Source organism: Paraburkholderia sp. Clong3 (assembly GCF_050436485.1).
In the GTDB taxonomy this organism is placed as follows: Bacteria; Pseudomonadota; Gammaproteobacteria; order Burkholderiales; family Burkholderiaceae; genus Paraburkholderia; species Paraburkholderia tuberum.
Genome location: NZ_JBNDMH010000001.1, coordinates 258,489 through 270,821, shown reverse-complemented (window position 1 = coordinate 270,821; position 12,333 = coordinate 258,489). Strand labels below are relative to the sequence as shown.

At 62.6% G+C, this 12,333-nt stretch carries 10 protein-coding genes and 1 pseudogene; 9 read left to right on the top strand and 2 right to left on the bottom strand.

The window, feature by feature from the left end:
* Positions 1–121 precede the first annotated feature (121 nt).
* The 6 genes and pseudogenes from OKW30_RS01405 to OKW30_RS01380 form a co-directional block, all read left to right on the top strand.
* Positions 122–1,843 carry a dihydroxy-acid dehydratase gene (locus OKW30_RS01405; protein ID WP_429346089.1) on the top strand — a complete coding sequence of 574 codons (1,722 nt, stop codon included), beginning with the start codon at positions 122–124 and terminating at the stop codon, positions 1,841–1,843.
* Positions 1,844–2,693: 850 nt separating this feature from the next.
* Positions 2,694–3,119 (top strand): PRC-barrel domain-containing protein, encoded by a 426-nt coding sequence (locus tag OKW30_RS01400; protein WP_184071963.1) that lies wholly within the window; start codon positions 2,694–2,696, stop codon positions 3,117–3,119.
* A gap of 310 nt (positions 3,120–3,429) precedes the next feature.
* Entirely contained in the window at positions 3,430–4,290 is an 861-nt protein-coding gene (locus OKW30_RS01395) for a hypothetical protein (RefSeq protein ID WP_429345774.1), read from the top strand.
* Positions 4,291–4,585: 295 nt separating this feature from the next.
* Positions 4,586–4,945: a hypothetical protein gene (locus OKW30_RS01390; protein WP_184071960.1), complete on the top strand. Its 360-nt coding sequence runs from the start codon at positions 4,586–4,588 to the stop codon at positions 4,943–4,945.
* Positions 4,946–5,506: 561 nt separating this feature from the next.
* The gene (locus OKW30_RS01385) at positions 5,507–7,813 is read left to right on the top strand and encodes a WD40 repeat domain-containing protein (RefSeq protein ID WP_429345773.1); all 2,307 of its coding nucleotides are present in this window, start codon (positions 5,507–5,509) and stop codon (positions 7,811–7,813) included.
* A 206-nt stretch (positions 7,814–8,019) separates the two neighbouring features.
* Positions 8,020–8,373 (top strand): annotated as a pseudogene (locus tag OKW30_RS01380) (NUDIX domain-containing protein); the annotation flags it as partial.
* A 331-nt stretch (positions 8,374–8,704) separates the two neighbouring features.
* On the opposite strand, the gene OKW30_RS01375 reads toward OKW30_RS01380, so the two are convergent.
* Both OKW30_RS01375 and OKW30_RS01370 read right to left on the bottom strand, forming a co-directional pair.
* On the bottom strand, positions 8,705–8,914 hold the full coding sequence (locus tag OKW30_RS01375) for a hypothetical protein (RefSeq protein WP_090811076.1): 210 nt from the start codon (positions 8,912–8,914) through the stop codon (positions 8,705–8,707).
* Positions 8,915–8,940: 26 nt separating this feature from the next.
* Positions 8,941–9,186: a hypothetical protein gene (locus tag OKW30_RS01370; RefSeq protein WP_184071958.1), complete on the bottom strand. Its 246-nt coding sequence runs from the start codon at positions 9,184–9,186 to the stop codon at positions 8,941–8,943.
* A gap of 310 nt (positions 9,187–9,496) precedes the next feature.
* Between OKW30_RS01370 and OKW30_RS01365 the strand changes: the two genes are divergently transcribed.
* The 3 genes from OKW30_RS01365 (at position 9,497) to OKW30_RS01355 (ending at position 12,324) form a co-directional block, all read left to right on the top strand.
* Positions 9,497–9,814 carry a hypothetical protein gene (locus OKW30_RS01365; protein ID WP_187630710.1) on the top strand — a complete coding sequence of 106 codons (318 nt, stop codon included), beginning with the start codon at positions 9,497–9,499 and terminating at the stop codon, positions 9,812–9,814.
* A gap of 255 nt (positions 9,815–10,069) precedes the next feature.
* Positions 10,070–11,695 (top strand): response regulator, encoded by a 1,626-nt coding sequence (locus OKW30_RS01360; RefSeq protein ID WP_429345772.1) that lies wholly within the window; start codon positions 10,070–10,072, stop codon positions 11,693–11,695.
* Positions 11,692–12,324 (top strand): response regulator, encoded by a 633-nt coding sequence (locus OKW30_RS01355; protein ID WP_184071954.1) that lies wholly within the window; start codon positions 11,692–11,694, stop codon positions 12,322–12,324. The genes OKW30_RS01360 and OKW30_RS01355 overlap by 4 nt, the downstream gene beginning before the upstream one ends.
* The last annotated feature ends 9 nt before the right edge of the window (positions 12,325–12,333 follow it).

Genomic DNA, 12,333 nt, shown 5'->3' with positions numbered 1-12,333 from the left:
GTATCTGGATGATAGGCGTCGTTTAGACTTATCGAGGTCGGAGGCCGCCTCGTTCCTGGTTTCATCTGACGTTTTCTTTCGCTGTATCCGCGCTGCATCGCCTGATCGTAAGGAACTGGACATGAATCAAAAACCGCGTGGCCTGGACAATGGCCTGACGAACTACGGTGATCACGACTTCGCGCGCTATCTGCGCCGGTCGTTTGCCAAATCGATGGGCTACACCGGCGAATCGCTCGACAAGCCGATCGTCGGGATCTGCACCTCGGAGAGCGGTTTCAATAACTGCCATCGCCACTTTCCCGAAATGATCAAGGCGGTCGAACGCGGCGTGCTCGCGGCGGGCGCATTGCCGGTCGTATTTCCGGTGATGTCGCTTGGCGAGGTCTTCCTTTCGCCGACTTCGCTGGTCTATCGCAATCTGATGGCGATGGCCGTCGAGGAAATGATTCGTGCCCAGCCGATGGATGCGGTGGTGATGCTCGGCGGATGCGACAAAACCGTGCCGGCGATGTTGATGGGCGCGATCTCCGCGGAGCGGCCCGCCGCAATGGTGGTGGCCGGTCCGATGATGACCGGGCGACATCGCGGCGAGCGGCTTGGCGCGTGCACGGACTGCCGGCGCTTCTGGTCGAATTTCCGCGCGGGGAACGTCTCGGCGCAGGAGATCAGGCAAGTGGAGGGGCGTCTGGCCGTCACAGCGGGAACGTGTGCGGTCATGGGCACGGCGTCGACCATGGCGCTGATCGCGGAAACGCTGGGCATGATGCTGCCCGGTTCGGCGGCGATTCCGGCCGTGCACGCGGATCGTCTGCGCAATTGCGAAGAAACCGGAGCGCTGGTTGCGCGCATGGCCCTCAATGGCGGACCGAAACCGGCCGGGATCGTGACGCCCGCGTCGGTGCGCAATGCCTTGCGCGTGCTGCTCGCGGTCTCCGGTTCGACCAACGCCGTGATTCATCTGGCGGCGATTGCTGGTCGTATCGGACTGAAGATCGATTACGACGAGTTCAACCGGCTGTCTGATGAAACGCCCGTACTCGTGGACCTCAAGCCGGTAGGCAGCGGTTACATGGAAGATTTCCATGCAGCCGGCGGGCTGGAGGGCGTTCTGCGCGGACTGATGCCCCAACTCGATCTGACTTGTCGCGATATCGCCGGGCACAGTCTCGAGGAGCGTTTGAACAGGCCGCTTGCCGACCCGATCGATACGGCCGTGATCCGCTCGAGGGAGAAACCGGTCAGTCCCGATGGCGGGCTGATTGTTCTAAACGGGAGTCTGGCGCCCGGCGGTGCGGTTCTGAAGCGCGCCGCCGCTACTCCCGAACTGCTCGAACACGAAGGGCGTGCCGTGGTATTTACCTCGCTCGAAGATCTGGCCGCGCGCATCGACGACCCGGGTCTGGACGTTCGCGCGGACGACGTTCTCGTATTGCAGAACGCGGGGCCGCGCAGTGCTTCAGGCATGCCCGAGGCCGGCTATCTGCCGATCCCGCAGAAACTTGCGCGGGCGGGGGTGAAGGACATGGTGAGGATTTCAGATGCGCGCATGTCGGGCACGGCGTACGGGACCATCGTGCTTCACGTGACGCCAGAAGCGGCGCTCGGTGGCCCGCTGGCGCTGGTGCGCAACGGTGATCGGATCCGGCTCTCGGCGCGGGACAAGCGGATCGATCTACTGGTCGACGAGGTCGAACTGGCGCGTCGTGCCGCTGAGATTCGTCCGGCGCAAGGGATGTATGCGCGCGGTTACCAGCGGCTGTATCACGATCACGTGCTCTCCGCCGCGGCAGGGTGCGACTTTGATTTTCTCACCGCGTTTCCTTCCGAAGAGCTTAAGTAGCGGGTGCTTTTTCAACTCCCTGACCGAAGCGCCCGCGCGACTCGATCTGATCGGCGCCTGATCAAGCGCAAACGACGAAGAGTTCATCCCTCACCGGAGGTGTCGTCGAAGATTGCGGATTGCCTGGGCCACAGTGTTTCGAGGCGACCCAGCAGATCACCGGGGAAAAGAAGCGAAATGTAGGGGGTATCGGGTCCCGCTGGGTTGCGGACTACGAGCCGGTTCAACCGACCATCCGCCGCAGCCTGTTCGATGGCGGCGCCATCGTCGAGTGTCGACCCAGTTGAGCCGTTCGACTCCGGGCGGCATCAACGGCAGCTATCGAACTTACGTCGGTCATACACGTAAGTTCGTCAGGCACGGTCTACAGGTAGCAGTTCATCGTCAACCGGACGGGGGACACGTGCTCGATCCCATCACAGGCTGTCGGGGGCACATCGAATACTTGCCGGCGTTCCGACACACGGGCTTCGTCCTGTGGCAGCCAGTTGTGACAACGATCGCCTTGCGCTGGCAATGGATGGTACACGGTCTGGGTCGGCTGCTCGACTTGCTTAAGCGTCGTTGGTTCTGTCGCACGGTAGCCGGCAAGGTTGCAAAAAGGGGAACTATGAATTGGCGCCACGGGGCTTGTAAGCCGACAGCAAGTGGATAAACTGGCGCCCAACGATCTGGCATACAGGCTCTCGGCCGCGCCGAACCGGTGTTTCACTAACCTATGCGACTCCCGCCGTCCCAACTTTTAACTGGCATTGGGACATTGCCCGCGGTAGCGAAGGGACATTGGCCGGCGTCGCGCCCCGGGGCCGAAGAACGTGCCAGAAACCGAATCTAACCATGGAGTGAACGTATGGCTTTGCACAAGGCAGTATTGGTAGCAGTGGCACTTGCAGCATGTATCGATGCGCACGCACAGGTCGCCGGCACACAGACTCTGAGCGTCACTATTAGCCAGTCCCAGGCGCTTTTGCAGGGATGGAGCGTCAAGAAGAGCGTGCTGGGCAAATCGGTCTACAACGACCAGAACGAAAAAATCGGCGCGGTCAAAGATCTGATCGTGGCCCCGGACGGCTCCGTGTCGGCGGCCATCGTCGCTACAGCCGGCTTCCTCGGCGTCGCCACGCATGACGTCGCGGTGCCCATCGCCGCACTCGACGTGCGCGGCGGCAATCTATATCTGCCGGGCGCCACCAAGGACGCCCTGAAGGCAACGCCCGAGTTCCAGTACGCGAAGGTGCAATCGCCGCCTAAGCCGAAGAAGGTTCAGGCAGAGTGACCTGTTTTCAACAGTCCTAAGCTGAGGTCGTTGCGGCTGGCAAGGTCAGTCGCAACGACCTATCGCCGGACTCGAGCTTCGCGCTCAACCGCTTGCCCCTTCAGTCCCCCTTACGCTGCACACCCAACACCCGGCCCCCGCGCTGTTCGGATGGGGGTATTGCAGAGTAGCCCCATCCGAACAAAGCCCCTTCAGACCGCCTTCCCATTTTTCCATTTCCAAGCCACTTCTGTAGTCAATATTGGCGACTGCTGATGAACACGGCCGCGCGTCTGGACGGGCCACCGCCTTTCATGGATCACCCAACACCATGCAAAAAACCCTCGGACTTGCCGTTGCCGCCCTGCTCGCCGTCGCCGCTATTGCGCTGTGGACCCTGCTCGCCCGGTTCGAACCATCCATCAAGTCCGCCATCGAGACGGAAGGCGCGCTTGCGACCCAGACGCAGGTGCTCGTGGGTAGCGTCGAATTCTCGCCCTTAACCGGCGTGGGCGCGCTTGATGGACTTACCGTGGGCAACCCCACTGGTTTCTCTTCGCCCTACGCCGTAGTGGTGGACCGTATCGCCTTGCAGGTGGAAAGCGGCTCACTTCTCGGCGGCGGCCCTGTCATTGTTGATTCCGCCACAGTCATTGCGCCGCAGATTACTTACAAGGCGCAAAGTCCCACCGCCACCAGCAACCTGGAGACCATCAAGAATAACGCCCAGGCCTATTCCACCACCCCGGCCGCCATCCGGGCCGGCAGCAACGCGCGCAAGGTCATCATCCGCAACCTCACCGTCATGGGCGGCACACTCTCACTTGACATGCACCTGCCCGGAGGCCCGCTTACGGTACCGCTGCCTCCGCTGCATCTCGCCAATATCGGCGCGACCACTAACGGCGCCACGCCGCCCGAGATCATCCGTGCCGTGTGCGAGGCGCTCGCGGACGAAGCGAAAAAGGCGGTCACCGAGGCCATCGCCCAAAAGCTGAAATCCGTTATCGATATGCTCAAGCCGCCCGTAGGTGGGTTGCCAAAGCTGCCGTCCCCTCCGTCCCTGCCGTCCCGTCCGTCCCTGCCGCGCCCTCCGTCCCCTCCGTCCCCTCCGTCGCTGTCGTCCCCGCCATCGCTGCCATCGCTGCCCCCCCCACCCGGCCTACCTTTGCCGCCCCCGCCCGGCTTTTAGGGCCTGACCTGGCCACTGCGATCCAGTCCCGATCAGAACCGTAGAGCGCAATAAACTTGTCAGTGCGCCGGGAGACCGGCAAGGAGTAAAGAGTGGAAGTCTCTAACAACGAAGGTCTAGCTCCTCGATCAGTGGCACTCGCCCCTTTGCTCTGGCTATACTGCGCCACAAAAAGTACAGACAAGAGATAAGAAGCCGTATGAAAAACCTGTCCGCGTAGGTGAAATGATGAAAACGAAGCTGAGGGCCGCGAGCGCGGGTGTGTTGATCGCAGGCGTGCTCACGGGTTGCGCCGATGTGCGACAAGAACACGCCGGAGGCAGCGACCTACGGCACGTACCCTGACGACTACGAAGCCCTGATCGATGCCTATCGGCAGACAATGCTAAATGAACCTTCGAGCGCCGTGGTGCAATATCTGAATGAACCATCGTCGGGATGGACGCGAGCCGCACTTGGAGCGCCTGCTGTGTTCGGTTATCGCGTGTATCTGATAGTCAATGCGAAAAACAGTTACAACGGCTATGTTGGCAACCTGCTTACCGAAGTTTTCATCCGCAATGAAAAGGTGGTGAGTTACCGCGTCGCTGGTCATTCGAGCAGTGCGTATGACGCCGTCGTGCAGAGTGCGTGCGACTCGGTCAGCCCCAAATGAAGGGCGTGCACGCCACGAGACCTATAGTTACCAGCGCCATTCGTACGGCCCGCAACCGCGAATGACTGTCCCACAGCCTGCGATCCCTTGCGGGCTTTTCTTGTGCGGGCAGCCCTCCGTCTCATCCTGGTCGGCTCACCCTTTCGCATAAGGCCGAGAAAGCGGCGCCGATCTTCCCCAGACTGAGAGGCTGTTTTTTTTGGGTGGTACCGACATTCGAATGTCTTCCTGCACCTAAGGTCGAATGGCGGGAGTTGGCCGAACCCGGACCGATAGCTGAATTGAGAACCGCTTGCCGGCCCGCAGCGGACACTGGTGCGCACTGATGTGCTGTTTCCTGGAATCGGGTGCGTGGCGTGGCGTGAGACGATGCGACCGGAAGCCCCCAGACGTCTGGGCGACGGCGTGGGGCGAGCGATTTCTTTGCGAATTGGACATGTGCAAATTGCTTTCGGCTGGGCGCGGACGACCTTTCCTATCGATGGACTTGCTGCGGGCGCAACGAGGTTGCACGCGCGGAGCGCGAGTCGCAGTTGCAACAAATCGTTGAGGATCAAGCCCATGTCAACGAAGAGCGGGCACGGACAGGGCGCGCAGCGACGCATCCAGGTACTGATTGGCACAATCGTATTCATTCTAATTGTGACTGCCGGGTGGATCATTCACCAGACTTGGACGGTCGCACGCCAGACTTCCCTGGCGTTGGCGTCGGCCGCGACAACGGCGAACGACGCGGGAAATTATGACCGCGCAATGCGCTTCGCGATGCTGGCGATGGGCAACGGTTGGCTCTCGCCGGGATCGGCAGAAGCAGAGCTTGAGCTTATGCGTGGTGCGCAAGCATCAGTGCAGATTGCGTTGCTCGGCGGCCATCAGAATGCGGTTGATTCCGCCGTCTTCAGCCCGGACGGTAAGCGGGTGGTGACCGCGTCCTGGGATGGGACAGCGCGGGTGTGGGATCTGGCCACGGGTAAACAGATTGTGCAGCTCAGTGGCCATCAGAATCTGGTCTATTCTGCCGCCTTCAGCCCGGACGGCCAGCGGGTGGTGACTGCGTCCGCGGACAGGACCGCGCGGGTATGGGACGCGGCTACGGGCAACCAGATTGCGCAACTCAGCGGGCATCAGGATCTGGTTTATTCCGCCGCCTTCAGCCCGCACGGCCGGCGCGTGGTGACTGCGTCCGCGGACAGGACAGCGCGGGTATGGGACGCGGCTACGGGCAAACAGATTGCGCAGCTCAGCGGGCATCAGAAACCGGTTTTCTCCGCCGCCTTCAGCCCGGACGGCCGGCGCGTGGTGACCGCGTCCGCGGACAGGACCGCGCGGGTGTGGAATGCGGCGACTGGCCACGTGATCGCACAGCTCACCGGGCATCGGGAACCGGTAAGCTCCGCGGTCTTCAGCCCGGACGGCCGGCGCGTGGTGACCGCGTCCGATGACAAGACCGCGCGGGTGTGGGATGCGGCGACCGGCCAGGTGATCGCGCAGCTCACAGGGCATCGGGGAGCGGTTTTCTCCGCCGCCTTCAGCCCGGACGGCCAGCGCGTGGCGACAGCGTCCGATGACAACACCGCGCGGGTGTGGAACGCGGCGACCGGCCAGGCGATCGTGCAGCTCACTGGACATCGCGGACCGGTGAGCGCCGCCGCCTTCAGCCCGGACGGCCAGCGCGTGGTGACCGTGTCCGATGACAAGACCGCGCGGGTGTGGGATGTGGCGACCGGCCAGGTGATCGTGCAGCTCACCGGACACGAGGGGCCGGTGAATTCCGCCGCCTTCAGCCCGGACGGTCAGCGGGTGGTGACTGCGTCCCGTGATAGGACCGCGCGCGCATGGGACGCGGCGATGGGCATCTTGCTGCTCAGAGGGCATCAAGGGTCAGTTATTTCCGCCGCCTTCAGCCCGGACGGCCAGCGGGTGGTGACCGCGTCCCGTGACAGGACCGCGCGGGTGTGGGACGCGGCCACCGGCAAACAGATCTTGCTCCTCAGCGGGCATCAGGGCCCGGTTGATTCCGTCGCCTACGGCCCGGACGGCCAACGGGTGGTGACCGCGTCCCGGGACGGGACCGCGCGAGTGTGGGACGCGACCACGGGCAAACAGGTCTCTCAGCTCGGCGGGCATCAGGGGTGGGTTTGCTTCGCCGCCTTCAGCCCGGACAGCCAGCGGGTGGTGACCGCGTCCCGGGACGGGACCGCGCGGGTGTGGGACGCGGCCACCGGCAAACAGATCTTGCTCCTCAGCGGGCATCAGGGCCCGGTTGATTCCGTCGCCTACAGCCCGGACGGCCAGCGCGTGGTGACCGCGTCCCGGGACAGGACCGCGCGGGTGTGGGACGCGAGCACGGGCAAACAGATCGCGCAGCTCAGCGGGCACCAGGATCTGGTTTATTCCGCCGCCTTCAGCCCGGACGGCCAGCGCGTGGTGACCGCGTCCGCGGACAGGACCGCGCGGGTGTGGGACGCGGCCACCGGCACACAGATCGCCCAGTTCGGTGGGCATCAGGGAGCGGTTTTCTCCGCCGCCTTCAGCCCGGACGGCGAGCGCGTGGTGACCGCGTCCGCGGACGGGACCGCGCGGGTGTGGGACGCGGCGACCGGCGAGGTGATCGCGAAGCTCACCGGACATCAGGGACCGGTTTTCTCCGCCGCCTTCAGCCCGGACGGCCAGCGGGTGGTAACTGCGTCCGCGGATCAGACCGCGCGGGTGTGGCCTATCCGATGGCTCATGCAGAAGCGAGGTCAGAGCATGGCTAAAGCCGTGTGTAGGGAAAAGCTCGTGGGAGCAAAACTCCTCACAACCGATGATGAAGCCGCTCTTTCTCTCGTACGCGGGCGCCGGGGCGAAAACGTATGTGGATCGTAACTCGCCGACCGGTCGGAGCGAGCCGCAACGATACGTTTGGCCAGCGCGACCAATTGCTTTCCAATCTTCCTGACTAGCTCTCACATTGAAGTCTGCGGCCATGAGAAGGTCCATCGCCTACTCGTAGGTCCGCTCATGTTTTCCTCTGCACCGTGAGCCGCTCATCCGGCGTTCATTGCGTTGCATCGACCGGTTGAATCCGCCCAATCTACGTCGGTCAGTCGCTGCTGCTGCTGAAGTCGTCGTACCGCGCCGAATGGGGACTTCCGGGCGGCAGTATCCGGGCCGGTGAGACACCTGCTGCTGCGGCGCTGCGCGAGATGGAAGAGGAGATCGGACTTGCGTCTCACCCCTTACTGCCGGCAGGCAGCGCCGCCGGCATGTGGGACGGGCGAAGAGACCGGGTACATTTCTTCGAACTGCGCCTCGATTGCTTACCCGAACTGCGGCTCGATAATCGCGAGATCGTCGCCGCGCATCTGGCGTCGCCGGAGCAATTGCCTGGCTTCGCCGTGACAGGCGCGGTCGCTGCGTATCTCGGCAGGGATGTCCGCGGCTAGTCGAGCCGTATTTCTTTCATGACCGTTCGAGTCCGCGTGACGCTGCGCGAGCCAGCATGGCATCGATAAGAGCGCGAGCCTTGCGGTCGACGCACGTGAGAGCAACACTTTCCGACCCGTAGGTAACGGCATCGGCTAAGTCACCGGTGACGTGCTGTTTTCGTGTCCTTCTACGCAACGACCATGTGACGCGATATGTCAGCGCGATTCCATCGGACAAACGGGCCGTCCGCGGCTCCATGTGCGCTTCGATGACGAATCCGCGATAACGCCCGACAATGTGATGTTTCATTGATTGACTTCACGGTCTTTCGCCTTCATCGCTCGCCTCTCAATGCACGACGCCAAAGAACAAAATTGCGCCTTCGGCCGGCGTCAGGCCCGCCTTGAAGTAGCCTTCGAGCCGGTCGGCTGTCGCTTCATCGAGCGTGAAGGGCGGATGGACATAGCCTACGGCGAATGCATGGTCGTACCAGTCGTTGAGCCACGCGCGCAGTTCTATCACGTCCTGCGGCAGTGTGTTCGAAGCATCGTCGTGCATGTGCATTTCCCCGGCTGGCTGAACGATCAGGCCGCCATGCGGCCTATCCCCATTTCCGGACGGCGCTGGCCCGGCGGAAACACGTGCCATGTGCCGTCGGCATGGCGAAAGAAGAAGAGTGAAAACGCCCCGGTCGGCAGATCGATTTGAATGCGCACCCGGCATGTTCCACCCGAGCGCGAGCGGTTCAGCAGACGCACGCGCGCCCCTCGGCCCCCGGTCGGGCCAACGAGTTTTTCGACCTGAGAACGCAGCGATGTGTTCCCCGCCATGATTTTCCCCGCGATGCACGATGATTCGATGCTATGGCGATCGGTGCGTGCGTCCAATCGGCGCCGGCCGGAATGTCGTTTCAGGAATCACTGGTTTTAGCCGTCAGGACTTCCTGAACCGGAGCAGCATGTAGAACGGCATTTAAGGGTCCTTGCCCATCTGCGGGGGCTTTCGCCATGAATGACACTAAGGATTTCCTGACACGCGAATCAGGAAGTCACACCCTGATTTTCCAGCCTGCGCTGAATGCGACACACATTCTGCTCGTAGATGATGAGCCATCGAAATGCAATGTCGAATTGATGCAACATGATCGGCTATCTATCGGAGCGGGAAAACGTCATCGAGCAAATCGACGTGATATGTCTGCGACTGTTCGACACCTGGTGCGAGACGCGCAGCGTGACATCGCTTGCGTATTTGATGCACTGCTGGCCGTTGATAGACAGCACGACCAACGCGCTCAGGCGCCTGGGCCAAACCATGCGCGAGTTGCGGCGCAATCACGCGGACCAGATCGACGAGTATGACTTTCGCGCGCTGTGCGAGGTGGCCGACCTCATCGACGAACTGACCTTGCCGCGCACGGTCCGACTGATCGCGGTGGCGGGCGAGGTGTCGCACTAGCGAACGGCAACGCCGGCCAGGCGCGCAACTGCTTACAGGCACGCATGCGGCGGCTGTGAGACCAGGGGGCGCGCCGTTTCATCGGACGTTTGAAACCCGGAGCGGGCGTGATGGACCAGGCGCCGGCATCGAGTGCAGAATAGGACGACCACAACGGCGGCACTCGCGGGGATATATGGCGCTCGACATTTTCGACGCATGGTGGAGCGGGCTCCTGCAACCCGCTGAGCGGTATCTCGAAGGGAACACCGCATCATGAGCCATCTCGCCGCTCCGGTCGCGTATACGGGCACGATTCTGATCGTCGACGATACGCCGGGGAATCTCGGCGTGGTTGTCGACAGTCTCGAGGCGCGCGGCATTCGCGTGCTGGTGGCGCTCGACGGTATCGAAGCGTTGGAGCGCGCAGCCTTCTCGCAGCCCGATGTGATCCTGCTCGACGTGAAGATGCCGGGCATCGACGGCTTCGAGACCTGTCGGCGCCTCAAGCGCGATGAGCGCACGCGCGATATCGCCGTCATATTCATGACCTCGCTGATGGACAACGAGGACCGCGTCGAAGGCTTTCTGGTGGGCGGTGTCGATTATGTGACCAAGCCATTGCGCGTCGATGAGATGGTCGCGCGCGTTGGCGTGCACCTCGAGCTGCGGGTGATGCACAAGCAGGTTCTCGCGCAGAACCGGCAACTGCTGGCGGAAGTCGCCGTGCGCAAGGAAACGGAGGCCGCGCTATCGCAAGCGCGCGACGATCTGGAGCGACGTGTCGCATTGCGCACCGAAGAGCTGGCGCGCGCCAACGCCAACTTGCGGGCGCAGATCGACGAGCGGCGGCGCGCGGACGCGCGCCTGCAGGCAAGCGAGGCTCGCTTTCGCGCGATTGTCGAAACGAGTCCGGTGCCGCTGTGCATCACCTCGATGCCGGATGGGCACATCCTGTACACGAACCCGCCGCTGCGCGAACTCTTCGGCATGGACGAAGGCTCGTCCGCCAATATCGCGGATTTCTACGCCGAGCGGGGCGAGCGCGAGCGTTTGATCGAACATCTGCGGACCAAGGGTGGCTTGCGCAACACGGAGATACAGTTCCGGCGCCAGGACGGTACCCGGTTCTGGGCGATCGCGACGGCGCGCGTCGCGACTTACGACGATTCTCCCGCGATCTATGTGGGCCTCAATGACATTACGGGGCGCAAGCAGATGGAACAGGAACTCGTCGAATCGCGCGAGCAGCAGCGCGAACTGTCCGCGTACATGGAGGCGATTCGCGAGGACGAGAGAAAGCGCATTGCGATGGAAATTCACGACGAGCTGGGGCAATTGCTGACCGCGCTCAAGATGGACGTGTCTCTGCTCAAAATGCGCATCGCGCACGACGCGGAAGCGACAAAAAAAGCCGACGATATGCGCCAACTGGTCGAAGGCACGATCTCGATGGTGCGCAATGTCGCGAGCCACCTGCGGCCCGCGGCGCTTAACTTCGGCATCGTGTCTGCGCTCGAATGGCTTGTCGACGAGTTCAACCGCCGCAATGCCATTGCGTGTGAATTGCGCATCGAAGGCGGCGAACCCGCGCTGTCCGACGCCCATGCGACGGCCCTGTTCCGCATTGCACAGGCTTCGCTGACGAACGTCGCGCGTCATGCCGCCGCCACGCGTGTCGAGGTGACGCTTGTTTCGACGGCTGCACAGCTCTTGCTGCATGTGCGAGACGACGGATGCGGCTTCGATCAGCAAGTGGTGAGTCGCGACTATTCATATGGCCTGCTCGGCATGAACGAGCGCGCGCGGCTGATCGGCGGATCGCTTTCGATCGACAGCTCGCCGGGCGCGGGCACCATGGTTTCGATTCATATCCCGCTCGATGGCGGAGCTCGAACATGATCAGGATACTCATTGCGGACGATCATGCGATAGTCCGTGGCGGACTCAGACAGATCATCGCGACCACGAGCGATATCGTTGTTGCGGCGGAAGCGGCGCAAGGAGCGGAAGTGATCGACAAGCTGCGCTCGTGCGCGCTCGATCTTCTATTGCTCGACATGACGATGCCCGGCATCAGCGGCGTCGCTCTGATCCGCAGGGTACGGGCGGAACATCCTTCGTTGCCGGTGCTGGTGCTGAGCATTCACGACGAGGCTCAGGTCGCGTCTCGCGCGCTGCGCGCGGGAGCAACGGGATATCTGACCAAGGACAGTGACCCGGAGGTGCTGCTCGCGGCAATCCGCAAGCTCGCGGACGGCGGCCGTTTCATCGATCCGAAGCTCGTCGATGCGATGGTGTTCGATACACAGCGCGGCGACGTGCCGCCGCATGAAGTACTGTCGGACCGCGAATTCGAGGTCCTGCAGATGCTCGCGGCAGGCAGGAGCATCAATGAAATTGCCCAGGCATGTGCCCTCAGCGCGAAAACGATCAGCACACACAAGATGCGGTTGATGCAGAAACTCGGGCTTTCCAACAACGCTGAGGTGATCCGGTACGCGATCCGGCACGGCATGATCGTCGAGTAGAAAACGAAG

Coding starts and splice junctions, on each gene's coding strand:
- OKW30_RS01405 (WP_429346089.1), top strand. CDS start 122: ATGAATCAAAAACCGCGTGGCCTGGACAATGGCCTGACGAACTACGGT.
- OKW30_RS01400 (WP_184071963.1), top strand. CDS start 2,694: ATGGCTTTGCACAAGGCAGTATTGGTAGCAGTGGCACTTGCAGCATGT.
- OKW30_RS01385 (WP_429345773.1), top strand. CDS start 5,507: ATGTCAACGAAGAGCGGGCACGGACAGGGCGCGCAGCGACGCATCCAG.
- OKW30_RS01395 (WP_429345774.1), top strand. CDS start 3,430: ATGCAAAAAACCCTCGGACTTGCCGTTGCCGCCCTGCTCGCCGTCGCC.
- OKW30_RS01375 (WP_090811076.1), bottom strand. CDS start 8,914: ATGCACGACGATGCTTCGAACACACTGCCGCAGGACGTGATAGAACTG.
- OKW30_RS01370 (WP_184071958.1), bottom strand. CDS start 9,186: ATGGCGGGGAACACATCGCTGCGTTCTCAGGTCGAAAAACTCGTTGGC.
- OKW30_RS01365 (WP_187630710.1), top strand. CDS start 9,497: ATGATCGGCTATCTATCGGAGCGGGAAAACGTCATCGAGCAAATCGAC.
- OKW30_RS01390 (WP_184071960.1), top strand. CDS start 4,586: ATGTGCGACAAGAACACGCCGGAGGCAGCGACCTACGGCACGTACCCT.
- OKW30_RS01355 (WP_184071954.1), top strand. CDS start 11,692: ATGATCAGGATACTCATTGCGGACGATCATGCGATAGTCCGTGGCGGA.
- OKW30_RS01360 (WP_429345772.1), top strand. CDS start 10,070: ATGAGCCATCTCGCCGCTCCGGTCGCGTATACGGGCACGATTCTGATC.